This window comes from Streptomyces sp. NPDC045470 (assembly GCF_040646595.1).
GTDB lineage: Bacteria > Actinomycetota > Actinomycetes > Streptomycetales > Streptomycetaceae > Streptomyces.
In genome coordinates this window covers 681,050-706,938 of the sequence record NZ_JBEZAN010000002.1, presented here as the reverse complement: position 1 = coordinate 706,938, position 25,889 = coordinate 681,050, and the positions used below count along the sequence as shown (strand labels likewise).

Here is a 25,889-nt window from a genome sequence, read left to right as displayed (position 1 = left end):
CCCCCGGTACGGCAAGGGGCGCGCGGGCACACCGCGCAGCGTCCACCGGTCCAACCCGCGAGACCCGGACGTATCGACGTCCGCGCCGGTCCTGGCGCGGGCGTACTGTGGGCAGGTCTTCGGACTCACGGGTGCGGATTGACGCACTTCGTACACCGTTGCGGGACAGTTCCGGATTCGCACCGGATTCCCCTGCGACGACAGCGAGCACGAGCATACATCTTGTGCTGCCTCGTGCACCCACCCCCATATCTTGTGTCGCGTTGGCGCGGGGATGTCCGGAGCCGTGGTATTCGACGGCCGTTCCGGGGCGGTTTCCCGGGGTTTTCCGGGGCCTCCGAGAGGGTGCCACGCGGTGGCTCCGGGGCTGTTCCCGGGGGCCGGGGCCGTTCGCCGGGCCATCCGCCCGGCCGTTCGCCGGGCCGTCCGCCGCGGCCTGGACGGGGGCTGATGCAGGGGGCGTATTGGTGGCGCGGAATGCCCCTGACGCGTTGACCGGGGCTCCTGGAGCGTATTGGCTCCTTGTCTGCTCCGTCGGTCGGCGGGGCGGGTGGGGGCCTTGTGCGAGGGGGAACATGCGAGGAACCGGTGCGGCGCGCGGCGCCGTGCGCGTCGTGGGGCTGATGGCGGGGGCGTGCGTCGTGGCAGGGGTGCTGACGGCGTCACCGGCAGCCGCCGCGGGGCGGGCGGCTCCGGCCACCGAGCGGGTCGGTGTTGCCATGGACGGGACGCAGGGAAACGGTTTTTCGGGCGATCCGGAGCTCAGCGCGAACGGGCGGTTCGTGGCATTCACCTCGGAAGCCACCGATCTGGGGCCCACGGACACCAACGGCCAGCAGGACGTCTACGTCAAGGATTTACGGACGGGAAAGGTCGACCTGGTCAGCGTCGCCGGTGACGGCACGCCCGGTGACGCCCTCTCCGGATCGCCCGGGATCAGCGCCGACGGACGGTATGTGGCCTTCTACTCCGGCGCGGCGAACCTGGTCCCCGGCGACACCAACGGCGAGGGCGACGTCTTCGTCCACGACCGCCGCACCGTGCGCACCGTGAGTCCCACCGCGGGCGCCGGGAGGTCCCCGTACGGATACGGGGTGCAGAACTTCGCCCTCAGCGGCGACGGCCACCGCCTCGCCTTCGGCTCCTACCGCCCGGACCTGGTGCCCGGCGACACCAACGAGCGCCTGGACATCTTCGTCCACGATGTGCAGAAGGGAACGACGCGACGGGTCAGCGTGGCGAGCGACGGCACCCAGGCGAACGCCCCGTCCGCCTTCCCGTCGATCAGCGCCGGCGGCCGCCGGATCGCGTTCACCTCGAAGGCGACCAACCTCACCCCCGCCGGCCCCGGCTTCCGCCGCCCGCCGCCGCAGGACCCCCTGTACGTCCACGACATCGCCACCGGGCGCACCCGTGCGGCGAGCCTGAGCACCACGGGCGCCGTGGTCGGCGTGTCGCCGTCCCCCCGGCTCAGCCCCGACGGCCGGTACGCGGTCTTCTCCGCCCTGGCCGCGGACGTGGTGCCGGACGACACCAACGGCACGTACGACCTCTTCGCCCGCGACCTGGAGCGCGGCACCACCCGGCTGCTGTCCCGCGCGTACGACGGCGCCCAGGGCAATGGCTGGTCCTCCGCCGGGCGGCTCAGCGCCGACAACCGGCGGATCTTCTTCACCTCCGCGGCCACCAACCTGGTGCCCGGCGACACCAACGGCCAGGTGGACGGCTTCGTCCGCGACCTGCGCACCGGGCACGTCGAGCGGATCAACGTCGGTGCGGACGGCGGCCAGTCGGCGTCCTGGACGAACACCGCGGCACCCGACGCCACCGGACGGCTGGCGGCCTTCGACTCGCGCGACGAGGGGCTGGTGCCCGGGGACACGAACGGGACGGGCGACGTGTTCGTCCGGCGGCTGGAGCACTGACGCACTGACGCATGTACCGACCGACGCACCGACGCCGGGGCGCCCGGCCGGAACGGGCGTACGGCGCAGCGGCGCATCGGCACCACCCGGACACCGGCGCACCGACCAGGAGGGGAACCGAACATGAGGACCACCCGCACCACCGCCCGGAGACTCGCCGCCGTGACGGGCGTGTGCGCGCTCGCCGCGCTGCTGCCCGCGACCACGGCCGGCGCCCGTACCGCGCCGCCGTCCGACACGGAGCGGGCCAGCGTCACCGCCGAGGGGGCGCAGGCCAACGGCGGCTCGTCCGGCTCGGCGATCAGTGCCGACGGCCGGTACGTCGCCTTCGACTCCGACGCGAGCGACCTGGTGCCCGGTGACACCAACGGGCAGTCGGACGTGTTCGTGAAGGACCTGCGGACGGGCACCGTCCAGCGCGTCAACGTGGCGAGCGACGGCACCCAGGCCGGCTCCTGGTCGTCCACCCCCTCCCTCAGCGCCGACGGGCGATACGTCGCCTTCGCCTCCGACGCGGCCGACCTCGTGCCGGGCGACACCAACGCCGACACCGACATCTTCGTCCACGACCGCAGGACCGGACGGACCGAGAGCGTCACCCTCGACGGGCGGCCCCCGCAGGGCAAGCAGGGTGCCCAGGCGCCGGTGATCAGCGCCAACGGCCGGTACGTGGCGTTCGCCTCCAGCCGCGAGGACCTGGTGCCCGGCGACACCAACGGCGCCCAGGACATCTTCGTACGCGACCGCAGGACCGGCAGCGTGACGCGGGTCAGCGTCTCCGTCACCGGCGGCGAGCAGGCCACCGGCCCCTCCGCCAACCCGGTGATCAGCTACGACGGCCGCAAGGTCGGCTTCATCTCCAAGGCGGCCAATCTCCCCCCGAAGTCCACCCGGGCCGCTCGCCCGGAGGCCGACCCGCGCCGACCGCACAGCTACCCGTTCTTCCTGCACGACCTGGACACCGGCCGCACGAGCGTGGCGAGCCTCAGCTCGGCCGGCGAGACGGTGGGCGCCTGGAACGCCTCGCTCAGCCCCGACGGCCGCCACGCGGTCTTCTCCAGCCAGTACGGTGAGGTGGTGCCCGGCCATCCGACGGGCCGCCCGGACCTGTTCGTCCGCGACCTCGTCAAAGGCACGACGGAGCAGATGAGCCTCACCCACGACGGCAAGCAGCCGCTGTCCGGGTCCTCCGGCCTGGGCGTGCTGTCCGCCGACAACCGCCGCCTGTACTTCCAGTCCTCCTCCCCGGACCTGGTGCCGGGGGACACCAACGACGCGCAGGACGTCTTCGTCCGCGACATGCGCACCGGCACCGTCGAACGGGCCAGCGTCGCCGCCGACGGCACCCAGGCCCTGGCCTGGTCCTCCAACGCCTCCACCGACGCCAGGGGCCGCCTCGTCGCCTTCGACTCCGACGCGGCCAACCTGGTCCCGGGTGACACGAACGGGGTCTCCGACGTGTTCGTGCGGCGGGTGGGGCCGTAACCTCCCAGCCCGGCCCCGGCGGCCCCCGCCCCGGCCGTCGCTTCTAGGACGCCTCGCCCAGTTCACAGGTGAACGCCCACAGCTCGATGCCCGGCACCGGCTCCCAGTCCCGCTCGGGTATGCGGGTGAACCCGATGCGCTCGTACATACGGTGGGCGTTCTTGATCTGCGGCATGGCGGAGAGCACCATGCGGGACAGGCCGAGGGAGCGGGCGCGGTCCATACAGGCGCGCACCAGCGCTTCGCCGGTGCCGCGCCCGCGGCCGGCGGGGGCGACGGCCAGCATCCGGAACTCGCCCTCGTCGGGACCGGCTATCTCGGCGTACGGGCTGCCGGGAGCGGCGAAGGTCACCGCCCCCAGTACCGCGCCGTCGGCGTCGACCGCCGTCAGCACCTCGGCGTGTCCGGCCCGGTGCGCGACATCGCGCAGCTTGCCCGCATACGGGTCGTCGGCCCCGAACGCCAGCAGCCCGTCCGCCGCATAGGCCGCCACGAGGAGTTCACCGATCGCGTCGAACTCCGCCGGCCGTGCGGCCCTGATCGTGATGTCCATGAGGCAAGTGTGCACCGGGGGTGTGACAACGCCTCCCCCGGCACACCTGCGCCCCGCTTCAGTGCCCCGCCGGAACCCCCGCCGTGGCCGGCGGCAGCTCGACCTGGACGCCCTTGTCGCCCACGTCCGCCGTGTAGTCCTCCGGCGACGTCTCGTCGATGCCGTCCGGGGCCTCGGTGGCGCGCAATACCACCGTGAGGACCACGGTGACCAGGACGTTCAGGACGAACGCGGTCAGTCCGATGTAACCGATCTCGCCGATGCCGGGGATCTCCGCGCTGGAGCCGCCGAAGTGCTTCTGCGTGGGGCTGGCCACCCCGTACGCCGCGAGCGTGCCGTAGACCATGCCGACCGCCCAGCCGGCCAGCAGCGCCCAGCGGTGGAACCAGCGGGTGAACAGGCCGCCGACCAGGGCGGGCATGGTCTGGAGGATCCAGATGCCGCCCAGTAGCTGGAAGTTGATCGCGACGGTCTTGTCCATCGTCAGGACGAAGACCAGCGCGCCGACCTTGACCAGCAGCGACACCAGCTTGGCAACCTTGTGCTCCTGTGCGGGCGTGGCACCGGGCCTGAGGAAGTCCTTGTAGATGTTGCGGGTGAAGAGGTTCGCCGCGGCGATGGACATGATCGCGGCGGGGACGAGGGCGCCGATCCCGATCGCGGCGAACGCCACGCCCGTGAACCAGTCGGGGAACATGTCCTCGAAAAGCTGCGGGATCGCCAGCTGCCCGTTCTGCACCTTGATCCCGGCCGCCACCGCCATGAAGCCGAGCAGCGCGAGCAGCCCCAGCATCAGGGAGTACAGCGGCAGGATGGTGGTGTTGCGGCGGATCACGTTGCGGCTGCGGGAGGACAGCGTCGCGGTGATCGAGTGCGGGTACATGAACAGCGCGAGCGCCGAGCCGAGTGCCAGCGTCGCGTACGCCCACTGCGCGTTCGGCCCGCTGGCCAGCTCCCCGCGCGGCTTGCCGGTAGCCGGGTTCTTCTGTGCGAAGGCGTCCTGGGCCACCGCGAAGATGTGGTCGAAGCCGCCCAGCTTGATCGGGATGTAGATGATCGCGACGACGATGACCAGGTAGATCAGCCCGTCCTTGACGAACGCGATCAGCGCGGGCGCCCGCAGCCCGGACGAGTAGGTGTACGCCGCGAGCACACCGAAAGCGATCAGCAGCGGAAGGTCCTTGACGAACCAGTGGGTGTTCGCGCCGCCGCCGACGCCCATCACGTCCAGCACCGCCTGGATGCCGACGAGTTGCAGCGCGATGTACGGCATCGTGGCGAGGATGCCGGTGAGCGCCACGGCCAGCGACAGCCCCTTCGAGCCGAACCGGCCGCGGACGAAGTCGGAGGTGGTGACGTACCCGTGCTTGTGCGAGACCGACCACAGGCGGGGCAGGAAGGTGAAGATCAGCGGGTAGACGAGGATCGTGTACGGGACCGCGAAGAACCCGGCCGCGCCCGCCGCGTAGATCGCCGCGGGTACGGCGACGAAGGTGTACGCGGTGTACAGGTCGCCGCCGAGCAGGAACCACGTCACCCAGGTGCCGAAGCTGCGGCCGCCCAGGCCCCATTCGTCGAGGTTGTCGGACTGCGCGGCCCTGCGCCAGCGCGCCGCCAGGAAGCCCATGACCGTGACGGCCACGAAGAAGAAGATGAAGACGGCGAGCGCGACGCCGTTCACGCCGTCCTTCACCGCGTCGCACCCCCCTTGCGCAGCCGCTGTTCACGCTGGACCAGCTTGTAGGCGATCATCGTGAGCGCGGTCGAGATCAGCACCCACAGCATCTGGTACCAGTAGAAGAACGGGATGCCGATGAGCGTCGGCTCCACCTTGGCGTACGAGCCCACCCACAGCATCGCCACGAAGGGCGCGACCAGGCACAGCCCGGCGATCACGCGGCTGGGCGTGACGACCGGGGCGGCTCTGTCCGCTGGTGTTCCGGCTGATTCGGACGGCTCTGGCATGGCCGTGGCTCCGTTCCCTGGCGGTCCCTTGGTGATCACGCGTGCAATGGGCAGGAAATCTAAGCCAGGGAAGTTGTACGCGTCACTACCTGTCCGCATATCGGTACGGCAACGACGTACGCCGCCTCCGCCGCGGCGGGCCCCGCCGCCTCAGCAGCAGCGGAAGCCGGAGCGGGGGTCGTCCTCGCGCGCGTCGGCCCGTCGCCGCTCGAACTCACGGCGGCCGGGCACCGGCGCGTCGGGTGTGTGGTGCCGGACATGCGCGACGTACCGCTCGTACGCGCTCTCGCCGGTCAATTCCCGTACGTACCAGCGGATCCAGCGCAGCCCGCGCCGGGCCGCCGCCACGGCCGGTGCCGCGCTCACGGCCCGCTCCGTTCCGCGGCAGCCAGCTCCGCCTTCTCCTCCTTGGAGGCCACCAGCCCGGCGGGCGCGACGATCGCCGACCTCACGTACGGGGCCTCGCTGAGCCGGGACGCCTCGGGACGGCGCAGGTGGCGCACGCAGACCCGGGCGGCATCCGCGATCACCGCCACGATCAGCAGGGCGAGCACCGCCGACAGCACGCCGTCCACCGTCGAGTTGGTGACCACCGTGTGCATGTCGTCCATGCTCTTGGCGGGCGGCAGCACCTTCCCGGCGTCGATGGCGTCCTGATAGGCCGAACGCTGGGTGAAGAAACCGACCTTGGGGTCACCGGAGAAGACCTTCTGCCAGCTCGCGGTGAGTGTCACGGTGGCGTCCCAGGCGAGCGGCACGCCTGTGATCCAGGCCCACTTGAGGCGGCCGGACTTCACCAGCAGGGTCGTGCAGACGGTCAACGCGACCGCCGCCAGAAGCTGGTTGGCGATGCCGAAGACCGGGAAGAGCTGGTTGATGCCGCCGAGCGGCTCGTGCACGCCGACCCACAGGAAGTAACCCCACAGCGCCACCACGGCCGCGCTGCACAACACCAGGCCCGGCTTCCAACTCACCCTGCGGAACGGCTTGTAGATGTTCCCCAGCATGTCCTGGAGCATGAACCGGCCGACCCGGGTTCCCGCGTCCAGCGCCGTGAGGATGAACAGCGCCTCGAACATGATGGCGAAGTGGTACCAGAACGCCTTCATCCCGGCGCCGCCGAAGACCTGCGAGAAGATGTCCGCGACCCCGACGGCGAGGGTGGGCGCGCCGCCCGTACGGGACAGCAGGGTGTGCTCCTCCACGGCCTTGGCCGCGGCCGCCAACTGGTCGGGGGAGATGCTGTATCCGAACTGGGCGACGGCCTGGGAGGCCGACTGCACGGTGTCGCCGATCACCCCGGCCGGCGCGTTCATCGCGAAGTACAGTCCCGGGTCGATGATCGACGCCGCCACCAGGGCCATCACCGCGACGAACGACTCCATGAGCATCGAGCCGTAACCGATCATGCGGATCTGGGTCTCCTTCTGCACCATCTTGGGCGTGGTGCCGGAGGAGATCAGCGCGTGGAAGCCGGAGAGCGCGCCGCAGGCGATGGTGATGAAGACGAACGGGAAGAGCGACCCGGCGAAGACCGGGCCGTCCCCGCGCCCGGCGAAGTCCGTGACCGCGTCCATCTTCAGACGGGGCACCGTGACCAGCACCCCGACCGCCAGCAGCCCGATCGTGCCGATCTTCATGAAGGTGGAGAGGTAGTCGCGCGGCGCGAGCAGCGTCCACACGGGCAGGACGGAGGCGATGAACCCGTACACCACGAGCCAGACGACCAGCGTCCCCGGCTCCAGCGTGAAGGTGTCGGCCCAGGAGGAGTCAGCGACCCAGCGGCCCGCGACCAGGGCGAGCAGCAGCAGCGCGACGCCGATCAGGGAGACCTCGGTGACCCGGCCGGGGCGCAGGACCCGCAGGTAGAAACCCATCAGCAGGGCGATGGGGATCGTCATGCCGATGGAGAAGGTGCCCCAGGGGGACTCCGCCAGCGCGTTGACGATGATCAGTGCCAGCACGCCCAGCAGGATGATCATGATGGCGAAGGCGGCGAGCAGCGCGGCGGCCCCGCCGACCACGCCGATCTCCTCGCGCGCCATCTGCCCCAGTGACCGGCCGTCGCGCCGGGTGGAGAAGAACAGCACCACCATGTCCTGCACGGCGCCCGCGAAGACCACGCCGACGATGATCCAGATGGTGCCGGGCAGATACCCCATCTGGGCGGCGAGCACCGGCCCGACCAGCGGCCCGGCGCCCGCGATGGCCGCGAAATGGTGCCCGAGCAGCACCCGCCGGTCGGTGGGGTGGAAGTCCACGCCGTCGTTCAGCCGCTCGGCGGGCGTGGCGCGGGTCCGGTCGAACTTCAGTACGCGGGTCGCGATGAACCGCGCGTAGAAGCGGTAGCCGATGGCGTACGAGCCGAGGGCGGCGGCCACCATCCAGGCGGCCGAGACCTCCTCGCCGCGGGACAGCGCGAGCAGCGTCCAGCCGGCGGCACCGACCAGCGCCACGGCCGTCCACAGTGCGATCTTCCGGGGGTTGGCGGCACTTCGAGGTCTGCCTGCTGGGCGCACCTGTACGTCCTCCCGTCGACGCGACGACGGAAGGACCGTAGAGGCAACGGGGCGGATCGCGCCATACCCCCGCGGGCGTGGCGGGGCGCCGACGCGGTCCGCCCCGGGCGGGACGCCCGTACGGTCCGCCCCGCAGCCGGGCGGTCAGTCGGCCGGCCGCCGCAGCCGGGCCACGAACTTGTAGCGGTCGCCGCGGTAGACCGAGCGCACCCACTCCACCGGCGCGCCCTCGGCGTCGAGGGAGTGCCGGGAGAGCATCAGCATCGGCAGGCCCACGTCCGTACCGAGCAGTCCGGCCTCGCGCGGTGTGGCCAGCGAGGTCTCGATGGTCTCCTCGGCCTCGGCCGGCCGGACGTCGTAGACCTCGGACAGCGCCGTGTAGAGCGAGGTGTACTTGACCAGGTTACGGCGCAGCGCGGGGAAGCGCTTCGCCGAGAGGTGGGTGGTCTCGATGGCCATCGGCTCGCCGCTGGCCAGCCGCAGCCGTTCGATGCGCAGCACCCGGCCGCCGGCCGTTATGTCCAGCAGCCCGGCCAGGCGGTCGTCGGCCGTGACATAGCCGATGTCGAGCAACTGCGAGGCCGGCTCCAGGCCCTGGGCCCGCATGTCCTCGGTGTACGAGGTCAGTTGCAGGGCCTGCGACACCTTGGGTTTGGCCACGAACGTGCCCTTGCCCTGGATACGTTCCAGCCGGCCTTCGACGACCAGTTCCTGGAGGGCCTGGCGTACCGTGGTGCGGGAGGTGTCGAACTCCGCCGCCAGGGTCCGCTCCGGCGGGACCGGCGTGCCCGGGGGCAGCGTCTCGGTGATCTCCAGCAAGTGGCGCTTGAGGCGGTAGTACTTGGGCACACGGGCGGTGCGTGCGCCGCCGCCGTTGTCCGCACTGCCCCCGTCGGTCTCCATGACCCGCCTCTCCGACTCCTGTCGCGCTGCCGTCACCGGCTCCTCCGTACGTAGCGGCTCATCGTGGCACGGGTGGGGTCCCGGTGCTCCCTTGCTGGTCCGTGCCCGCTCGCGGGGCCTGACGCCAACGTAGCGTCTGCCCTGCGGACGGACGCCGCCGTAGCGGCGACAGGCCCCAGATGTCGGTCCGGTAACGGACCTGACAGCGACTCTTATACACCCTTGACACCCCAAAAGGTCTAGGCCAAGCTGCGGGCACTGGTCTAAACCATTAAAGACCACTCACGGTTTTCAGGGGAGAGCGCAATGAAGCGTGGACTCATAGCGGCGACGGCAGTCGCGGGAATGTTGGTGAGTGTCGCTGCCTGTGGGTCCAGCGACAGCAAGACGGCGGGCGCCTCGGACTTCAAGGGCAAGAAGCTCATCGTCTGGGTCATGGACGGCTCCAACCCGACGCAGTGGACCAAGCAGGTCTCCGAGGACTTCAAGAAGAAGACCGGCGCCACGGTCGAGTTCCGCGTCCAGCAGTGGAACGGCATCCAGCAGAAGCTGACCACCGCCCTCTCCGAGAGCAGCCCGCCCGACGTCGTCGAGATCGGCAACACCCAGACCGCCGCGTACGCCAAGGCCGGCGCCCTCGCGGACCTGGGCGACCTGAAGAAGGAGATCGGTGCCGACTGGACCGACTCCTTCAACAAGGCCGCCATGGCCGACGGCAAGCAGTACGCCCTCCCCTGGTACGCGGGCAACCGCGTGGTGATGTACAACAAGAAGATCTGGGCGCAGGCGGGCATCAAGGAACTGCCCAAGACCCGCGCCGAACTCTTCAAGGCGTTCGACACCATCAAGCAGAAGACCGACGCCGAGCCGCTCTACCTCCCCGGCCAGAACTGGTACTTCTTCGACGGCCTCACCATCGGGACCGGCGCCGACCTGGTCAAGAAGGAAGGCGGCAAGTGGATCTCCAACCTCGGTGACCCCAAGGTCTCCAAGGCCATGGACATCTACAAGCAGTACCAGGCGTTCAGCACCGCCCCGAAGAACAAGGACGAGGCCACCCCGCAGCAGGCCGAGATCTTCTCCAAGGGCAAGACCGGCGCCATCATCGCCATGGGCTACGAGGGCCCCACCGCCGTCAAGGCCAACCCGGCCGTCAAGGACGACATCGGCTTCTTCCCCATCCCGGGCGAGACCGCCGACAAGCCCGAGGGCGTCTTCCTCGGCGGCTCCAACTTCGCCGTCGCGGGCGGCGGCCAGAACCAGGAACTGGCCAAGGAGTTCCTGAAGGTCGCACTGTCCAAGAAGAACGACGGACAGATGGTCAAGGAGGTCGGCTGGAGCCCGAAGTCCCCCGACCTCGCCTCCGCCGCCAAGGGCAACCCGGCCGCCGAGGCCGCCGCGCCCGGCGCCGCCAAGTCCAGCGGCACCACCCCGCTGATCCCCGAGTGGGCCCAGGTCGAGAACACCCCGAACCCGATCAAGGCCTACATGACCGCGGTGCTCAACGGCAAGGCCCCCGCGGACGCCGCCAAGGACGTCGAAGGCGAGATCAACAAGCGGCTGGCCCAGAAGCAGTGACCGACGGCGTGCCCCGAGGTCCGGTCCGTACGGACCCGCGCGGCGCGCCTCGGCACCAGTAACGCGGTCCCCGCGGCGGCGCCAGCCGCGGGGGCCGCCACACCGTACGGGTTCCGTACGGGAGCCGGCCGTCCCGGTCCCCGTACGGAACCGACCAGCGTGAGCACGACCAGGTGATGGGGAGCGGGACATGTCAGTGCAGATCGAGGACGCGGTTCGAGACTCCGCGCCGCGGATCGGCAAGGGCGGCGCCCCGCCGCCCCGGCGCGGCCGGAAGCCGGGCCGGGCCGCCAGAAGCGCCCCCTACCTGCTGCTGATCCCGGCCCTGGCCGCCACCGCGGTCTTCCTGGGCTGGCCCATGGTGCGGAACCTGATCATCTCGTTCCAGAACCTGAACATGAAGCAGCTGATCCAGCACCTCACCGAGTGGCGCGGCTTCGACAACTACGCGGAGGTCCTGGGCGGCGAGCAGTTCTGGCGGGTCACCCTCCGCACCATCGTCTTCACCGCCGTCAACGTCACCCTGATCATGGTGCTGGGCGTCCTGATCGGCCTCCTGCTGGCCCGGCTCGGCAAGAAGATGCGCCTGACGCTGTCCGTCGCGCTCGTGCTGACCTGGGCGATGCCCGCCATCGCCGCCACCACCGTCTTCCAGTGGCTGTTCGACGCCCGCTACGGCGTCGTCAACTGGGTGCTGGACGCGCTGGGCTGGCACTCCATGGCCCGCTTCGACTGGGTCGGCAGCCAGTTGTCCACCTTCTTCGTCATCACCGTACTGATCGTCTGGCAGTCGCTGCCGTTCGTGGCCCTGAACCTCTACGCCGCGACCACGACCATCCCCAAGGAGCTGTACGAGGCCGCCCGGATGGACGGCGCCGGCACCTGGAAGGTCTTCACCAGCGTCACCTTCCCCTTCCTCAAGCCGTTCTTCCTGGCGACGACGTTCCTTGAGGTCATCTGGGTCTTCAAGGCGTTCCCGCAGATCTTCGCGATCAACGAGGGCGGCCCCGACCGGCTCACCGAGACCCTGCCGATCTACGCCTTCACCGAAGGCGTCGGCAACCTCCACTTCGGCATGGGCGCGGCCATCTCGCTGCTGACCATCGTCGTCCTGCTCGCCATGACCGCGTACTACCTGCGACTGACCCTGAAGCAAGAGGAGGACGAGCTGTGAACCGCTCACTGCTCGGCCGCATCTGGCCCAACGCGACGGCGATCGTGCTCGCCCTCGGATTCGTCTTCCCCGTGTACTGGATGTTCACCACGGCCTTCAAGCCGAACAGTGACATCATCACCGAGGACCCGGTGTGGTTCCCGTTCCACGGCACCTTCGAGCACTTCACGACCGCCGTGAACGCGCCGAACTTCTGGACCCTGGTGGGCAACTCCGTCACCGTCACCGTGCTGGCGGTCGGACTCTCGCTGCTGATCGCCCTGTGCGGCTCCTTCGCCATCGCCCGGATGCGCTTCAAGGGCCGCAAGGGCATCATCCTGACCTTCATGGTCGCCCAGATGGCGCCCTGGGAGGTCCTGGTCATCTCGGTCTACATGATCGTGCGCGACGCCGACATGCTGAACAGCCTGGTGCCGCTGACCTTCTTCTACATGCTCATGGTGCTGCCCTTCACCCTCCTGACGCTGCGCGGCTACGTCGCCGCCGTGCCCAAGGAGCTGGAGGAGTCCGCGATGGTCGACGGCTGCACCCGCCGGCAGGCGTTCGTGAAGATCATCTTCCCGCTGCTGGCACCCGGCCTGATGGCCACCTCGCTGTTCGGCTTCATCACCGCCTGGAACGAATTCCCGCTGGTGCTGGTTCTCAACAAGGAGCCGGACAAGGGCACGCTGCCGCTGTGGCTCTCGCAGTTCCAGAGCCAGTTCGGCGACGACTGGGGCGCCACGATGGCCGCCGCCTCCATCTTCGCCGTACCGATCCTGGTCCTGTTCCTGTTCCTGCAGCGCAAGGCGGTCAGCGGACTGACCGCCGGCGCAGTGAAGGGATGACGCGCGCCATGACGACACTCGTACACCCGGCCGACACCCTCACCCGCGACGCGCTCACCGTCCTCCAGCCCGGCTTCACCGGCACTTCGGCGCCCGACTGGCTGCTGCGCCGGCTCGGCGAGGGCCTCGCCTCCGTGGGCCTGTTCGGACGCAATGTCGCCTCGCCCGAACAGCTCGCCGCGCTCACCGCCCAGCTACGGGCCGAGCGCGACGACGTCCTCGTCGCCATCGACGAGGAGGGCGGCGACGTCACCCGCCTCGAAGTACGCGGCGGCTCCTCGTTTCCCGGCAACCTCGCCCTGGGCGCGGTCGACGACACCCGGCTCACCCACGACGTGGCCCGCGAACTCGGCCGCCGCCTCGCCGAGTGCGGTGTCAACCTGAACTGGGCGCCGTCCGCCGACGTCAACTCCAACCCGTCCAACCCGGTCATCGGCGTCCGCTCCTTCGGCGCCGACCCCCTCCTGGTGGCCCGGCACACCGCCGCGTACGTCGAAGGACTCCAGTCCGCCGGCGTCGCCGCCTGTGCCAAGCACTTCCCCGGCCACGGCGACACCGCCGTCGACTCCCACCACGACGTGCCGCACATCGCCGCCGAACTGCGCACCCTCCAGGAACGCGAACTGGTGCCCTTCCGGGCCGCCATCGCCGCCGGCACCAAGGCCGTCATGAGCGCGCACATCCTGCTCCCGGCCCTGGACGGCACGCTGCCCGCCACCCTGAGCCGCAACGTGCTCACCGGCCTGCTGCGCGCTCCCGCCTCCGAGGGCGGCCTCGGCTTCGACGGCCTGATCGTCACCGACGGCATGGAGATGCAGGCCATCTCCGCCACTTACGGCATCGAACGGGGCAGCGTCCTGGCCATCGGCGCCGGAGCGGACGCCATCTGTGTCGGCGGGGGACTGGCCGACGAAGCCACCGTGCTGCGGCTGCGCGACGCCTTGGTGCGGGCGGTACGCGACGGAGAGCTGTCGGAGAAGCGGCTCGCCGACGCGGCAGCACGGGTCCGCGCCCTGGCGCGGTGGACCCGGAGTGCGGGCGCGACACAGGGGGCCCTCCCTGGGGAGCGAGGGGTCGCGCCCGCACCCGAGGCCGGCCTCGTCGCGGCCCGCCGGGCGCTGCGCGTCACCCGCAACGGCCCGTACGAACCGCTCACCGCGCCCGCCTACGTCGCCGCCTTCACACCCGTCGCCAACATCGCCGTCGGCGACGAGACCCCCTGGGGCGTCGCCGCCGAACTGACCCGCCTGGTTCCGGGTACGGAGACCGGTACGTATGGGAGCGGGGGCGGGCGTGCCGCCGGGTCCGGAGGCACTGGTGGGGCCGGGGCTGGCGGCACGTCCGGGAGCGACAGCGGGACCGGAGGTGCCGACGGGACCAGAGGTGTCAGCGAGACCAGGGATATCGGTGGGGCCGGGAGTACTGGCGCGTCCGGAAGTGATGGCGCGTCCGGGGTGTCCGCGCAGATCGCGGAGGTGCTGCGGGCGGCGGGGGAGCGGCGGATCGTCGCCGTCGTCCGTGACGTCCACCGGCACGCCTGGATGGCGGCGGCCCTGGACGCCCTGCTCGACGCCCGCCCGGACACGGTGGTCGTCGAGATGGGCCTGCCACAGGCGCCACCGCGCGGCGCCCTGCACATCGCCACCCATGGCGCGGCCCGCGTCTGCGGCCGCGCCGCCGCGGAGGTCATCGCGGGTGGCTGAACCCCCGCCGGGCCGCGGAAGGGGAGCCGCGGCCCGGCGGGAACGTCGTACCGGCGTACGACGCGACTCGGCCGGGGCGCCCCAGTGAGGGGAACCCCGGCCGAGTCGCGTGCGGCCCGTGGGCCTCAGCCCTCGGTCCGCTTACAGGCCCTGAGCCCGCGCACAGGCCCTGAGGCGGCTCACAGGCCCTGCCACTCCGGCTTGGCGGCGTACGTGGCGCGGAAGTAGTCGGCCAGCTTGAGCTTGGACGCGGCGGCTTCGTCGACCACGACCGTGGCGTGCGGGTGCAGCTGGAGCGCGGAGGCCGGCACCAGCGCCGAGACCGGGCCCTCGACGGACTGCGCGACGGCGTCCGCCTTGCCCTCGCCGGTGGCCAGCAGCACCAGGTGGCGGGCCTCCAGGATGGTGCCGATGCCCTGGGTGATGACGTGGTGCGGCACCTCCTCCAGGCTGTCGAAGAACCGGGCGTTGTCCTCCCGGGTCTGCTGCGTCAGCGTCTTGATGCGCGTGCGGGACGCGAGCGAGGAGCACGGCTCGTTGAAGCCGATGTGCCCGTCGGTACCGATGCCCAGGAGCTGGAGGTCCACGCCGCTGGCCTCGCTCAGCGCACGGTCGTACGCCTCGCAGGCCGCCTGCACGTCCTCCGCGGCGCCGTCCGGCCCCATGAAGGCGTCCTCGCCGAGCCCCAGCGGCTCCACGACCTCGCGCAGCACCACGGAGCGGTACGACTCGGGGTGCCCGGCCGGCAGCCCGACGTACTCGTCGAGCTGGCAGATGCGGGCACGCGAGACGTCCACGCCACCGTCGCGGACCGTGCCCGCCAGCGCTTCGTAGACGGGCAGCGGAGTCGATCCAGTGGCCACACCCAACAGCGCCTCGGGCTTACGGCGCACCAAGGCGGCGATGGCCTCCGCGATCAGCTCGCCGCCTGCCTTGGCGTCCGGGACGATGACAACTTCCACGCTGTGCCTGCCGATCTGGAGAATGGACTCGTGTGGTATAGACCAATCTACCAGAGCCCGCCCCATCACCCCCGGAGACATCAGGCGACCCGCAACTGAACAGCGGGCCAACCGGGGGTGCGGTGCGGGGCGACCGGGCGGGATGGCCGGGCGGCGCGGGTGCGGTGGCGGGGACGGGGGCACGCGTGGTCGACTGGCGTCGGACACCGCGGCTTCCGCACCTGATCCGGCGACCACGGCCGTTAAGGCGGCCACGGCCGCCACGGCCGTTACGACCGCTGCGGGTGCGGCGGCCATCCACGGCCGTTACGACCGCTACGGGTGCGACGGCCATCGCAGCCAAGGCGACCGCTACGGGTGCGGCGGCCATCGCAGCCAAGGCGACCGCTACGGGTGCGGCGGCCACTTCAGGGTTACGCGATACGTGACAGGTGCGCGACGGACGCGCACAGGAGTTCCGCCGGGCGCCGCGCGAACGGCACGCGGGCACGGCAGACCACAGGAGGCGGCCAGGATGCCCCGCACGGTGAACCGCACGCTGCACGACAACTCCGACGAACGCCCCGGCCGCCACATGGCCGCCGAGATGGCCGAACAGCCCGACGTCCTGCGCCGCATCCTCGCCGAGGGCGCGTCCCGCATCCGTGGCGTCGCCGAGCAGGTCGCCGCCCGCCGGCCGCGGTTCGTCCTGTTCACCGCGCGCGGTACGTCGGACAACGCGGCCCTCTACGCCAAGTACCTGTTCGAAGTGCGGCTCGGCATGCCCTGCGGTCTCACCTCCATGTCCACGACCACCGCCTACGGCGCGCGGCCCGATCTCAGGGACTGCCTGGTCGTCACGGTCAGCCAGTCCGGTGGGTCACCCGACCTCGTCGCCTCGACCCGGGCCGCCCGCGAGGGCGGCGCGATCACCCTCGCGGTGACCAACAACGCCGGCTCGGCGCTCGCCGGCGTCAGCGAGTTCCACCTCGACATCCTGGCCGGCCCGGAACGCGCCCTGCCCGCCACGAAGACCTACACGGCCGAACTCCTCGCCCTCTACCTCTTCGTCGACGGCCTGCGCGACAGTTGGGGCCACCCGGGCCCGCACGCCGCGGGCGACCTGGCCGCGAAGCCACTGCCGGACCTGGCCGAGTCCGTCCTCGCCCGCCACGCCGAGGTCAAGGCCCTCGCTGCCCGCTACCGCTTCGCGGAGCGCATGGTGCTCACCTCCCGTGGATACGGCTACCCGACGGCCAAGGAAGCCGCCCTGAAACTCATGGAGACCAGCTACATCCCCGCCCTCTCCTACTCCGGAGCGGACCTCCTGCACGGCCCGCTCGCCATGGTGGACAACATCTCCCCGGTGATCGCGATCGTCACCGACGGCAAGGGCGGCGAGGCGCTGCGGCCCGTACTGGAGCGTCTGCGCGACCGGGGCGCCGACCTGGTGGTCATCGGCAGCCCCGCCGAGGTCGACCGGGCCGCGGCGGGCTTCGCGCTGCCGACCGAAGGCGTGGCCGAGGAACTCCAGCCGGTCCTCGAAATCCTCCCCCTCCAGATGCTCGCGTACGAAGTGACCCTCGCCCGAGGTCAGGACCCCGACGCCCCTCGCTCCCTGGCCAAGGTCACCAAAACCCACTGACCCACCCCACTGCCTGCCCCCTCCCGCTGTCTCAGAGCAGCGCACCCCCCGTTGCGTCGATCCACTGGCCGGTGACCCAGCGGCTGTCGTCCGAGGCGAGGAAGGCGGCGATGTCGCTGATGTCGCGGGGCTCGCCCACTCGGCCCAGGGGGGATATCTCCGCGGACGTCCGCCAGGCCTCGGGATCGTTGCGCAGCCAGCCCGCGTTCATGTCGGTGTCGACCACACCCGGGGCGATCGCGTTGACCGTGATGCCGCGGGGGCCCAGGTCCTTGGCGAGGGTCGAGGTGAAGACGTCGAGCGCGCCCTTGGTCATCGAGTAGGTGATCAGCTCGGGCGCGGCGGCGCCACGGGTGAGGACCGTGGAGATGTTGATGACACGGCCGCCGTCACGCATCCGTTCCAGACCCAACTGGGTGACGAAGAACGGAGCCTTCGTGTTGACCGCGAAGACGCGGTCGAAGTCCTCCTCCGTGACGCCCGCCAGCGGATCGCGCCGGGCGACGATGCCGGCGTTGTTGACCAGGATGTCCACGCCGTCCGCCTGCGCGTCGAACGCGGACCACAGTGCCGCCGCGTCACCCGGCACGCCCAGTTCGGCACGGAGGGCGAAGGCCCGGCCGCCCGCCTCCTCGATCGACGTCACCGTCTCCTTCGCCGCTGCCTCGTCGCGTCCGTAATGCACCGCGACCAGCGCACCGTCCCGCCCCAGCCGCTCGGCGATCGCCCGGCCGATGCCCCTGCTGCCGCCCGTGACCAGCGCCGTCTTGCCCGTGAGCACGCCCATGGCCGCGCCCCCCTTTTCTGTATCGATGACTACAGAAAGACCGTAGCAGAGATTCCGTAGCGAGCGCTATAGAATTGGGGGATGGCGACGAAACAGCGCGCACAGCGCGGGCGGCCCCGGTCCTTCGACCGCGAGACGGCCCTGGAGCAGGCGATGCGGGCCTTCTGGGAGCACGGCTACGAAGCCGTCTCGATCGCCGACCTCACCGAGACCATGGGCATCAAGGCGCCGAGCCTGTACGCGGCGTTCGGGGACAAGCGGACGCTCTTCGAGGAGGCGGTCGAGGCGTACGTCCGGGACATCGGCGCCTTCTCCGGCCGCGCCCTCGCCGAGGAGCCGACGGCGCGCCGGGCCGTGGCGCGGATGCTGCGCGAGGCAGCGGCCTTTCACACCCTGCCGGGCTATCCGCGTGGCTGCATGATCATCACGGCCGCCACCAACTGCACGGTGCAGTCCGAAGAGGTCGTGCGCAGCCTTCAGGAGCGCCGTGCGCAGACCGTGGAACTGCTCGAAGGGCGGATCCGGGACGACATCCGGAGCGGCGAGCTGCCCGGCGCCATCGACGCGCACTCGCTCGCGACCTACGGTGCGACCGTGCTCCAGGGCATGTCACAGCAGGCGCGGGACGGTGCGGACCGTACGACCCTGGAGCGGGTCGCCGAACTCGCGATGGCCGCCTGGCCCGTCGGTCGGAGCGATGGCGGAGGGGAGGGGGCCGGAGGGGAGGGCGACTTGGCGCCGGAAGGGTAGCGGGAGGGAAGCGGGGAGCCCGGTCGGGCCGGGGACACCCGCGGGCCGCGGCGCCGGGACAGGACCCTCAACCTGTCCGGCACCGCAGCCCGGAGCTTCATCGGCCGGCCCGGCGGCAGGAGGCGTCCCACGTGCGGTAGGAACATCCGCCTGCCCAGAGGCCGGTCGACCGGAGGCCGTCGCGCAGTCAGGGCAGAGAGCGCTCGGGCCTCTTTCCGCTCTCCTGTGCGGGGAGAACGGAGGTTTCTGGAGGTTCGCGAAGTCTTCGTGCCGGTCCCGCGGGCCCGGGGGCCGTCCCTCGCGGGGTGCGGTACCGACTCATTGTGGACTAGACCAATCAGATCTGTCCATGGCCTTGCGAGGACAACACCTACACCGTACGCCGGTAGGCTCCAAGGCGTGCCCTCCATGAACGATCTCGTACGCCAGCACACTGCCCTCAGCGACTCCGACCTGGAGTGGCTGCACCTGCTGGTCTCGGAGTGGCAACTGCTCTCCGACCTGTCCTTCGCCGACCTGGTGCTGTGGGTGCCCACCCTCGACGGCACGCGGTACGTGTCCGTCGCCCAGATGCGGCCCAACACGGGGCCGACCTCCTACCAGGACGACATGGTCGGCCACCTCGTCCCGCGGGGCCGCCGCCCGATGCTCGATTCCGCCCTGGACGAGGGACGGATCGTACGGGAGGGCGACCCCGAGTGGCGCGAGGAGGTGCCGGTACGCGTCGAGTCGATCCCGGTGCGCCGCGAGGGCCGGGTGCTGGGCGTGATCGCGCGGAACACGAACCTGCTGACGGTACGGACGCCGAGCCGGCTGGAACTCACGTACCTCCAGAGCGCCTCGGACCTCGCCCAGATGATCGCCGCAGGATCCTTTCCCTTTCCCGGCCAGCAGGTCGACATGGACGCCTCGCCGCGGGCCGGGGACGGGCTGATCAGGCTGGACGCGGACGGCATCGTCCAGTACGCCAGCCCGAACGCGCTCTCCGCCTACCACCGCCTCGGCCTCGCCGCCGACCTCGTGGGTCACCACCTGGGCCAGACCACCGCCGAACTGGCGCCCGCGCGCGGTCCCGTCGACGAGGCGCTGGTCAAGCTGGCCAGCGGCTGGGCGCCCCGGGAGTTCGAGGTGGAGGGCGAGGACGGGGTGATCCAACTGCGCGCCATTCCGCTCAAGCCCAAGGGCACGCACATCGGTTCGCTGGTCCTGCTGCGCGACGTCACCGAACTCCGGCGCCGCGAACGGGAACTGATCACCAAGGACGCCACCATCCGGGAGATCCACCACCGGGTGAAGAACAACCTTCAGACCGTCGCCGCCCTGCTGCGTCTCCAGTCCCGCCGGATGGACTCCGAACAGGGGCGCGAGGCGCTCAACGAGGCCGTACGCAGGGTCGGTTCGATCGCGATCGTGCACGAGACGCTGTCCCAGAACCTGGACGAGCGCGTCGAGTTCGACGAGATCGCCGACCGGGTGCTGGCCATGGTCGCCGAGATCGCGCCAGGCGCCGTGACCACTCGCCGTACGGGCCGCTTCGGCATACTCGACGCCGAGGTCGCCACCCCGCTCTCCATGGTCCTCACGGAGGTCCTGCAGAACGCCCTCGAACACGCCTTCGTGCCGGGTGACCAGGGGTCCGTCGAGGTGGGCGCGGTCCGCGGCGGCAGCCGTACGGAACCCCGCCTGCTGGTCACGGTCCAGGACAACGGCCGCGGCCTCCCGGACGGGTTCGACCCGCACCGGACCGGGAATCTCGGGCTGCAGATCGTACGCACGCTCGTCGAGGGTGAGTTGGGTGGAAAGTTCGACATGGTGCCGGGAGCCGAACGGGGTACCCAGGTGATTCTCGACATTCCCGTACGCGCCGAGAAGCACTGATGAAGGAGCCGCTCATCAAGTGAGCGGCGGAAGTGTGAAATTCGGGAAATCCGGCGGAAAGCCCGCACGGTGCACCCGGCCCGCCGAATGGCCGTACAGCAGAACGAGGTAACGGAAGAGTGACGGCGGGGACGGTGAATGGACAACGGCTGGGAGGGGTAAGTCACCAGGGTCGTCCGGGAGATGAAGGTCCGGACCTTTGTGAGGCGAGAACGGAGACCGGGTGAGGGGCGTGCTGAGGGAGCTCGGGGTGGCCGGCCGGTGGTGAGGCGTCGGCGGCCGCAGCGGGTCCGGACAGCAGTAAGCCCCGGACCCATTCGGTCCGGGGCTCAAAGCTCACGTTGCGTGGGGAGCTCCCAGGCGCCCGGGGCGCTGGGGGAGCATCGGGGGTACTGCGCGCTGCGGCTCGGGGGCCACGGGGCGTCTGGCGGTCAGGCGCTGGCGTTGCGCGCCCGGTTGCGAGCTGCACGGCGCTTCATGGCGCGGCGCTCGTCTTCGCTGAGACCACCCCAGACGCCGGAGTCCTGGCCGGACTCAAGCGCCCACTGCAGGCACTGCTCCATGACGGGGCAGCGGCGGCAGACGGCCTTGGCTTCCTCGATCTGCAGCAGCGCAGGACCGGTGTTGCCGATGGGGAAGAAGAGCTCGGGGTCTTCCTCGCGGCAAACGGCGCGGTGACGCCAGTCCATGGCTGCTCCATCTCCTCGTGTGACGGGATCGTTGCTTGTGAATGTGAACGCTTTCACGAATCCCTCCACAAGGGAAGGGCCGAACCCCAGTTGAGAACTGGTGCGGTCCTGAAGAATGAGGAGGAGGATTCGGGCTCTCAAGGGGGCCGGTAGAAACGGCCGTCCCGATCGCCATGAAGAGACTCGCAAACCTCGGCGGCGGATACAACCCCTTCCGGAAACTTTTTTTTGATTCCTTGGTGTCGCCTAGGTCACAGCCGTACTTCTAGGGGGTGGAAGTCAGCCTAAACGTTCGACTGAAAGGACTTTAGGCCCTACTGCTCACACAATCACACGCAGTGCACGGCGAACGCCTGTGAACGTCACGCTCGTACGGAGTCCTAGGTGGTCACCGTCCATCTGGAAGGGCAGTGGCGCCTGCGAATGCAAGGTGAAGTCCGTCAAGTCATGGAGCGAGACCACGTGCTTGCCCCGGGGGCCGCGCTCCGGTGTTGACGCCAGGAGCTGGGTCGCGTAGCGGGTCACCGCAGATGCGGACAGTTTGGACAGGGCGAACACGTCGAGCGCCGTGTCGAAGGAGGCCGCCGGGGCCGGGTAGACCGGGCGATTGCCCAGGTAGGTCCAAGGGGCGGTGTTGCAGATTATCGACATGACGAGCTGTTCCACCGGGTCCTCGCCCGGGCGCTCCAGCGTGATCGTGCCGTGCCGGCGGTTCGACTCGCCGACGTACTGGCGCAGCACCTGCCGCATGTAGAGCGAGTGCGTCGAACGCTTGCCCCGCTCCCGCTGCTGTTCGACCCGGCCGACCACACCCGCGTCGAAGCCGAAGCCCGCGCAGAACGTGAACCAGCGAGCCGGTACGCCCTCGTCCTCCGTGCCGGGCGTGCCGGCGGCCAGGCCCAGGCCGACGGTGCGTTCGCTGCCGTCACGCAGCGCGTCCAGAAGGGCGCCGGTCGCCTCGACGACATCGTTGGGCAGGCCGAGGGCCCGGGCGAAGACGTTGGTGGAGCCGCCGGGGACGACGGCCAGGCGCGGGAGGGATTCGGGGGCGGGGCCGTGCGTCAGCAGACCGTTGACGACCTCGTTCACCGTGCCGTCGCCGCCGAGCGCGACGACCAGCTCGATCTGACCGCCCTCGGCCGCCTGCCGGGCCAGGTCCCGGGCGTGTCCGCGGTAGCGGGTCTCGGCGACCTCCAGCTTCAGGTCGCTGGCCAGCGCGTGGGTGAGGACTTCACGCGTACGCGCACTGGTGGTGGTAGCTGCGGGATTGACCACGAGAAGTGCGCGCATGTGCAGCAGGGTACCTACCTGCCGGTACCCGACCCACTCCCTGCCCGCCGTGCGGAGGGGGTCCCGGGGCTACCCTGCTGGGGTGAGCAGTGAGCAGAAACGGCCGGCGGCCGAGGCGGCCAAGCCCTCCCGGCGGGCCGAGGCGACGCGGGGCAGCAAGCCGGACCGGCGGAACGCGCAGGCCGGGGGCACGAAGGCCGGATCGGGCGGAAAGTCCGGGAGGACCGAGAAGTCTGGGAAGGGCGGCAAGGCGACCGGGCAGAGGCCGGACGGCAAGGGCGGCGCCACCGCCTCTCCCGCGCCGAGCGGGCCGCGGCCGGCCCGGCTCACCGCCGCCGCGGTGCTCACCGCCGTCGAAGGCCTGGCGCTGGCCGCCCTCGGCGTCTACATGCTCATCGACGGGCTGACCGGCTCGCCCGACAGTCCCCGCCAGGCGGAGACGGGCGGCCTGACCGTGATCGCGCTGGCGGTGCTGCCGCTGGTCGCGGCGCGCGGACTGTGGCTGCGGCGCCGCTGGAGTCGCGGCCCCTCGCTGATCACCCAGATCGTGGCGTTCCCGGTGGCCTGGACGCTGATCAACGGTGGCGGCGCGCTGATCGCGGCCGGTGTCGGCCTGGCGGTGGTCGCGGTCGCCGTACTCGGACTGCTGGTGAACCCGACGGCCACCGAGGCGCTGGGGATCACTCCCAGGGAGTGAGGACGGGGCCGGGGCCCGGCCCCCGCGGCCGGCTGGGGAGTGCGCCCAGGGTGGCTGTGGGCGACCGGACGCCGGTTCCCGGCCACCGGCCCGGGTGGTAAGCGCGGGTCTGCTCCTGGGGGTGCGGAGTGGCCCGCACGGGGCCCCGTACGGCACGTGTGTCGTACGACATCCCGCGCGCGGTTCGGCCACTCGGCGTCCCTCGCGTGATGCCCACGCCGCCGCACGACGGACGCCCCATGCACGACGCCCCGGGCTCGATACCGAGGCCGGGGCGGTGGCGGTGGTGCAGGCACAGGTGCCGGTGCTGCCGGGCTACTCCTCCACCAGGAGCTTGTCGCGGAGCTGGGCCAGGGTGCGGGCCAGCAGGCGGGAGACGTGCATCTGGGAGATGCCGACCTCCTGGGCGATCTGCGACTGGGTCATGTTGCCGAAGAAGCGCAGCAGCAGGATCTTCTTCTCCCGCGGCGGCAGGTCCTCCAGCAGCGGCTTGAGCGACTCGCGGTACTCGACGCCCTCCAGCGCCTCGTCCTCGGCGCCCAGGGTGTCGGCGACGGCCGGCGACTCGTCGTCGGTGTCCGGCACGTCCAGCGACAGCGTGCTGTACGCGTTGGCCGACTCCAGGCCCTCCAGGACCTCCTCCTCGGAGATCGCGAGATGCTCGGCCAGCTCGTGGACCGTGGGGGAGCGGCCGTGGCGCTGCGAGAGCTCGGCGGTCGCGGTGGTCAGCGACAGCCGCAGCTCCTGGAGGCGGCGGGGCACCCGGACCGCCCAGCCCTTGTCGCGGAAGTGCCGCTTGATCTCGCCGACGACCGTGGGCGTGGCGTACGTGGAGAACTCCACGCCGCGGTCGGGGTCGAAGCGGTCCACGGACTTGATCAGGCCGATGGTGGCGACCTGGGTCAGGTCGTCCAGCGGCTCGCCGCGGTTGCGGAAGCGCCGGGCCAGGTGCTCGACGAGCGGCAGATGCATCCGCACGAGCGTGTTGCGCAGCTCGGCGCGCTCCGCCGATCCGTCGGGCAGCTTGCGGAGCTCGTAGAACATCGCCCGCGCGCCGCTGCGGTCATGGGGGTCGTGAGGGTCATGGGGGTGGTGCGGGGTGTGCGGATCGCGCTCGTTCCGCTTGTTCTCGCTCTGGTCCATGTGGTCCGCCCGCTCTGCCTGCTCCGCCGCGTCCAAACGGCCGCCGTGGTCATCCGCGCCCACCGGTTGCGGCCGGGCATGATGCTGCTCGGGGATGGCCGTGACGGGCGCCATCCGCGTGCCGCTTTCAAGATCCTTCACGGGGCCCCCTGTTCGGTCATGACGGTCCGGGACCGGCGCCGCGCTCCTTGTACAGGCTGATGGTGACCGTACGGTCCTCGGCGACGGTGGAGTCGACCTTGCCGGCCAGCGCGGAGAGCACCGTCCAGGCGAAGGTGTCGCGCTCGGGGGCGCGGCCGTCGGTCGTCGGGGCCGAGACGGTCACCTGCAGCGCGTCGTCGATCAGGCGGAAGACGCAGCTCAGCACGGAGCCCGGCACAGCCTGTTGCAGAAGAATCGCGCACGCCTCGTCCACGGCGATCCGCAGATCCTCGATCTCGTCGAGGGTGAAGTCCAAGCGGGCTGCGAGTCCGGCCGTGGCCGTACGCAGCACCGACAGGTAGGCACCCGCAGCGGGCAGCCGGACTTCCACGAAGTCCTGGGTCCCGGGCTCGCCTGCGATCTGGGACACCCTCACCTCCAAGGTGACACAAGCTGGTTGAGCTGATATTCGCGCCGGTCGCGGCCCCTCTCGTGACAAGAGGAGAACGATCCGGCGCGGCACATGGTTCGCCTGCGACGCTATCGCGATCTGCGGGGCGATGTCGCCCGGAAGAGGCAGCGCCGGCTTCCGGTACGACGGCTGGACTCACAGCGTCCCGCAGTCCCACGACTGTCACTCATTGTAAGCCTACGGGTACGGACAGTGGCTAGGGGTCTGCACTGCCAAATCGGAACCAGTTACGCTGCGTTGACGTTCGAGACGCCCGCGAGGTTGTACAGCGCATCTCCAGTGAGCCGGAAGACGGTCCATCCGTCCATGGGTTCGGCGCCGATGGACCGGTAAAAACCGATGGACGGTTCGTTCCAATCCAGGACTGACCACTCGAAACGCTCGTAGCCGCGCTCCGTGCAGATCTCCGCGAGCGCCGAGAGGAGCGCCTTGCCGTGGCCGCCGCCGCGCGCCTCCGGACGGACGTAGAGATCCTCCAGATAGACACCGTGCGTGCCCGTCCACGTCGAGAAGTTCCGGAACCACAGGGCGAAGCCGACCGGGCCCTCGGCGTCCTCCGCTATGAGCGCGAACGCCGCCGGATGTGCGCCGAAGAGCGCCTCGCGCAACTGCGCCTCGGTGGCCTTCGCGGACTCCCGGGCGCGCTCGTACTCGGCCAGCTCGCGGATCATCGTGTGGATGACGGGTACGTCGTCGACCGTCGCGGTGCGGATCATGCCTGAAGGCTAGCGGGCGGCACTGACATCCGGCCCCGGGGTGCGGTGATCCCGCCGGGCCGGGCCTGCGCAAGGCACCCAAAGGGGACGGAAGGTGTCATGGTGGCT

General features: G+C 70.6%; 23 protein-coding genes and 1 riboswitch. Of the genes, 10 read left to right on the top strand and 13 right to left on the bottom strand.

Going from position 1 to position 25,889, the window contains the following annotated elements:
* Window positions 1–92 precede the first annotated feature (92 nt).
* Window positions 93–234, bottom strand: a riboswitch (cobalamin riboswitch).
* 341 nt (window positions 235–575) lie between these two features.
* Both AB0A97_RS09460 and AB0A97_RS09455 read left to right on the top strand, forming a co-directional pair.
* Window positions 576–1,925 carry a hypothetical protein gene (locus AB0A97_RS09460; RefSeq protein ID WP_361146805.1) on the top strand — a complete coding sequence of 450 codons (1,350 nt, stop codon included), beginning with the start codon at window positions 576–578 and terminating at the stop codon, window positions 1,923–1,925.
* 123 nt (window positions 1,926–2,048) lie between these two features.
* Entirely contained in the window at window positions 2,049–3,410 is a 1,362-nt protein-coding gene (locus tag AB0A97_RS09455) for a hypothetical protein (protein ID WP_361146803.1), read from the top strand.
* 43 nt (window positions 3,411–3,453) lie between these two features.
* On the opposite strand, the gene AB0A97_RS09450 is transcribed toward AB0A97_RS09455, so the two are convergent.
* The 6 genes from AB0A97_RS09450 to AB0A97_RS09425 all read right to left on the bottom strand — a co-directional run bounded on the left by AB0A97_RS09450 (window position 3,454) and on the right by AB0A97_RS09425 (window position 9,350).
* Window positions 3,454–3,963 carry a GNAT family N-acetyltransferase gene (locus AB0A97_RS09450; RefSeq protein WP_361146800.1) on the bottom strand — a complete coding sequence of 170 codons (510 nt, stop codon included), beginning with the start codon at window positions 3,961–3,963 and terminating at the stop codon, window positions 3,454–3,456.
* Window positions 3,964–4,021: 58 nt separating this feature from the next.
* Window positions 4,022–5,656 (bottom strand): monocarboxylate uptake permease MctP, encoded by a 1,635-nt coding sequence (gene mctP / locus AB0A97_RS09445; protein WP_361146798.1) that lies wholly within the window; start codon window positions 5,654–5,656, stop codon window positions 4,022–4,024.
* Window positions 5,653–5,928: a DUF3311 domain-containing protein gene (locus AB0A97_RS09440; protein ID WP_361146795.1), complete on the bottom strand. Its 276-nt coding sequence runs from the start codon at window positions 5,926–5,928 to the stop codon at window positions 5,653–5,655. Before AB0A97_RS09440 ends, mctP begins: the two co-directional genes overlap by 4 nt.
* Before the next feature lie 150 nt (window positions 5,929–6,078).
* Window positions 6,079–6,276, bottom strand: a complete 198-nt coding sequence (locus AB0A97_RS09435) for a YbdD/YjiX family protein (RefSeq protein WP_361147376.1) — start codon at window positions 6,274–6,276, stop codon at window positions 6,079–6,081.
* A 14-nt stretch (window positions 6,277–6,290) separates the two neighbouring features.
* Entirely contained in the window at window positions 6,291–8,447 is a 2,157-nt protein-coding gene (locus tag AB0A97_RS09430; RefSeq protein WP_361146792.1) for a carbon starvation CstA family protein, read from the bottom strand.
* Between the two features lie 144 nt (window positions 8,448–8,591).
* Window positions 8,592–9,350 (bottom strand): GntR family transcriptional regulator, encoded by a 759-nt coding sequence (locus AB0A97_RS09425; protein ID WP_030022135.1) that lies wholly within the window; start codon window positions 9,348–9,350, stop codon window positions 8,592–8,594.
* A 345-nt stretch (window positions 9,351–9,695) separates the two neighbouring features.
* Between AB0A97_RS09425 and AB0A97_RS09420 the strand changes: the two genes are divergently transcribed.
* The 4 genes from AB0A97_RS09420 (at window position 9,696) to AB0A97_RS09405 (ending at window position 14,632) form a co-directional block, all read left to right on the top strand.
* Window positions 9,696–10,928 (top strand): extracellular solute-binding protein, encoded by a 1,233-nt coding sequence (locus AB0A97_RS09420; protein WP_361147372.1) that lies wholly within the window; start codon window positions 9,696–9,698, stop codon window positions 10,926–10,928.
* 190 nt (window positions 10,929–11,118) lie between these two features.
* Window positions 11,119–12,102: a sugar ABC transporter permease gene (locus AB0A97_RS09415; RefSeq protein WP_361146790.1), complete on the top strand. Its 984-nt coding sequence runs from the start codon at window positions 11,119–11,121 to the stop codon at window positions 12,100–12,102.
* Window positions 12,099–12,929: a carbohydrate ABC transporter permease gene (locus AB0A97_RS09410; protein ID WP_030022138.1), complete on the top strand. Its 831-nt coding sequence runs from the start codon at window positions 12,099–12,101 to the stop codon at window positions 12,927–12,929. Before AB0A97_RS09415 ends, AB0A97_RS09410 begins: the two co-directional genes overlap by 4 nt.
* 8 nt (window positions 12,930–12,937) lie before the next feature.
* The gene (locus tag AB0A97_RS09405) at window positions 12,938–14,632 is read left to right on the top strand and encodes a glycoside hydrolase family 3 protein (RefSeq protein WP_361146787.1); all 1,695 of its coding nucleotides are present in this window, start codon (window positions 12,938–12,940) and stop codon (window positions 14,630–14,632) included.
* Between the two features lie 179 nt (window positions 14,633–14,811).
* On the opposite strand, the gene nagB is transcribed toward AB0A97_RS09405, so the two are convergent.
* The gene (gene nagB / locus AB0A97_RS09400; RefSeq protein WP_361146784.1) at window positions 14,812–15,594 is read right to left on the bottom strand and encodes a glucosamine-6-phosphate deaminase; all 783 of its coding nucleotides are present in this window, start codon (window positions 15,592–15,594) and stop codon (window positions 14,812–14,814) included.
* Window positions 15,595–16,108: 514 nt separating this feature from the next.
* Between nagB and AB0A97_RS09395 the strand changes: the two genes are divergently transcribed.
* Entirely contained in the window at window positions 16,109–17,218 is a 1,110-nt protein-coding gene (locus AB0A97_RS09395; protein ID WP_361146781.1) for an SIS domain-containing protein, read from the top strand.
* 31 nt (window positions 17,219–17,249) lie between these two features.
* Here the strand turns inward: AB0A97_RS09395 and AB0A97_RS09390 are convergent, their stop codons facing one another.
* On the bottom strand, window positions 17,250–18,005 hold the full coding sequence (locus AB0A97_RS09390) for a glucose 1-dehydrogenase (protein ID WP_361146778.1): 756 nt from the start codon (window positions 18,003–18,005) through the stop codon (window positions 17,250–17,252).
* Between the two features lie 81 nt (window positions 18,006–18,086).
* Between AB0A97_RS09390 and AB0A97_RS09385 the strand changes: the two genes are divergently transcribed.
* Window positions 18,087–18,755 carry a TetR/AcrR family transcriptional regulator gene (locus tag AB0A97_RS09385; RefSeq protein WP_361146776.1) on the top strand — a complete coding sequence of 223 codons (669 nt, stop codon included), beginning with the start codon at window positions 18,087–18,089 and terminating at the stop codon, window positions 18,753–18,755.
* Between the two features lie 408 nt (window positions 18,756–19,163).
* Complete coding sequence (locus tag AB0A97_RS09380) at window positions 19,164–20,633, top strand: PAS domain-containing sensor histidine kinase (RefSeq protein ID WP_361146773.1); 1,470 nt, start codon at window positions 19,164–19,166, stop codon at window positions 20,631–20,633.
* Between the two features lie 431 nt (window positions 20,634–21,064).
* Here AB0A97_RS09380 and AB0A97_RS09375 read toward each other — a convergent pair whose 3' ends face one another.
* On the bottom strand, window positions 21,065–21,322 hold the full coding sequence (locus AB0A97_RS09375) for a WhiB family transcriptional regulator (protein ID WP_003983230.1): 258 nt from the start codon (window positions 21,320–21,322) through the stop codon (window positions 21,065–21,067).
* A gap of 321 nt (window positions 21,323–21,643) precedes the next feature.
* The gene (locus tag AB0A97_RS09370; protein WP_030017263.1) at window positions 21,644–22,612 is read right to left on the bottom strand and encodes a diacylglycerol kinase family protein; all 969 of its coding nucleotides are present in this window, start codon (window positions 22,610–22,612) and stop codon (window positions 21,644–21,646) included.
* Window positions 22,613–22,694: 82 nt separating this feature from the next.
* Between AB0A97_RS09370 and AB0A97_RS09365 the strand changes: the two genes are divergently transcribed.
* On the top strand, window positions 22,695–23,309 hold the full coding sequence (locus AB0A97_RS09365; RefSeq protein WP_361146770.1) for a hypothetical protein: 615 nt from the start codon (window positions 22,695–22,697) through the stop codon (window positions 23,307–23,309).
* A 315-nt stretch (window positions 23,310–23,624) separates the two neighbouring features.
* Here AB0A97_RS09365 and AB0A97_RS09360 read toward each other — a convergent pair whose 3' ends face one another.
* From AB0A97_RS09360 to AB0A97_RS09350, 3 genes are all read right to left on the bottom strand, one after another.
* On the bottom strand, window positions 23,625–24,566 hold the full coding sequence (locus AB0A97_RS09360) for an RNA polymerase sigma factor SigF (protein ID WP_031001162.1): 942 nt from the start codon (window positions 24,564–24,566) through the stop codon (window positions 23,625–23,627).
* Window positions 24,567–24,609: 43 nt separating this feature from the next.
* Complete coding sequence (locus tag AB0A97_RS09355) at window positions 24,610–25,023, bottom strand: anti-sigma factor (RefSeq protein ID WP_003985353.1); 414 nt, start codon at window positions 25,021–25,023, stop codon at window positions 24,610–24,612.
* A 269-nt stretch (window positions 25,024–25,292) separates the two neighbouring features.
* Window positions 25,293–25,781, bottom strand: coding sequence for a GNAT family N-acetyltransferase (locus tag AB0A97_RS09350; protein ID WP_361146767.1), 489 nt, complete (start codon window positions 25,779–25,781; stop codon window positions 25,293–25,295).
* Window positions 25,782–25,889: the final 108 nt, after the last annotated feature.

Bases quoted from the DNA above. Each gene is read 5' to 3' on its own strand.
- AB0A97_RS09460 (WP_361146805.1), top strand. From the start codon at position 576: ATGCGAGGAACCGGTGCGGCGCGCGGCGCCGTGCGCGTCGTGGGGCTG.
- AB0A97_RS09455 (WP_361146803.1), top strand. From the start codon at position 2,049: ATGAGGACCACCCGCACCACCGCCCGGAGACTCGCCGCCGTGACGGGC.
- AB0A97_RS09450 (WP_361146800.1), bottom strand. From the start codon at position 3,963: ATGGACATCACGATCAGGGCCGCACGGCCGGCGGAGTTCGACGCGATC.
- AB0A97_RS09440 (WP_361146795.1), bottom strand. From the start codon at position 5,928: ATGCCAGAGCCGTCCGAATCAGCCGGAACACCAGCGGACAGAGCCGCC.
- AB0A97_RS09425 (WP_030022135.1), bottom strand. From the start codon at position 9,350: ATGGAGACCGACGGGGGCAGTGCGGACAACGGCGGCGGCGCACGCACC.
- AB0A97_RS09420 (WP_361147372.1), top strand. From the start codon at position 9,696: ATGTTGGTGAGTGTCGCTGCCTGTGGGTCCAGCGACAGCAAGACGGCG.
- AB0A97_RS09415 (WP_361146790.1), top strand. From the start codon at position 11,119: ATGTCAGTGCAGATCGAGGACGCGGTTCGAGACTCCGCGCCGCGGATC.
- AB0A97_RS09405 (WP_361146787.1), top strand. From the start codon at position 12,938: ATGACGACACTCGTACACCCGGCCGACACCCTCACCCGCGACGCGCTC.
- AB0A97_RS09395 (WP_361146781.1), top strand. From the start codon at position 16,109: ATGCCCCGCACGGTGAACCGCACGCTGCACGACAACTCCGACGAACGC.
- AB0A97_RS09390 (WP_361146778.1), bottom strand. From the start codon at position 18,005: ATGGGCGTGCTCACGGGCAAGACGGCGCTGGTCACGGGCGGCAGCAGG.
- AB0A97_RS09385 (WP_361146776.1), top strand. From the start codon at position 18,087: ATGGCGACGAAACAGCGCGCACAGCGCGGGCGGCCCCGGTCCTTCGAC.
- AB0A97_RS09380 (WP_361146773.1), top strand. From the start codon at position 19,164: ATGAACGATCTCGTACGCCAGCACACTGCCCTCAGCGACTCCGACCTG.
- AB0A97_RS09375 (WP_003983230.1), bottom strand. From the start codon at position 21,322: ATGGACTGGCGTCACCGCGCCGTTTGCCGCGAGGAAGACCCCGAGCTC.
- AB0A97_RS09370 (WP_030017263.1), bottom strand. From the start codon at position 22,612: ATGCGCGCACTTCTCGTGGTCAATCCCGCAGCTACCACCACCAGTGCG.
- AB0A97_RS09360 (WP_031001162.1), bottom strand. From the start codon at position 24,566: ATGGCGCCCGTCACGGCCATCCCCGAGCAGCATCATGCCCGGCCGCAA.
- AB0A97_RS09350 (WP_361146767.1), bottom strand. From the start codon at position 25,781: ATGATCCGCACCGCGACGGTCGACGACGTACCCGTCATCCACACGATG.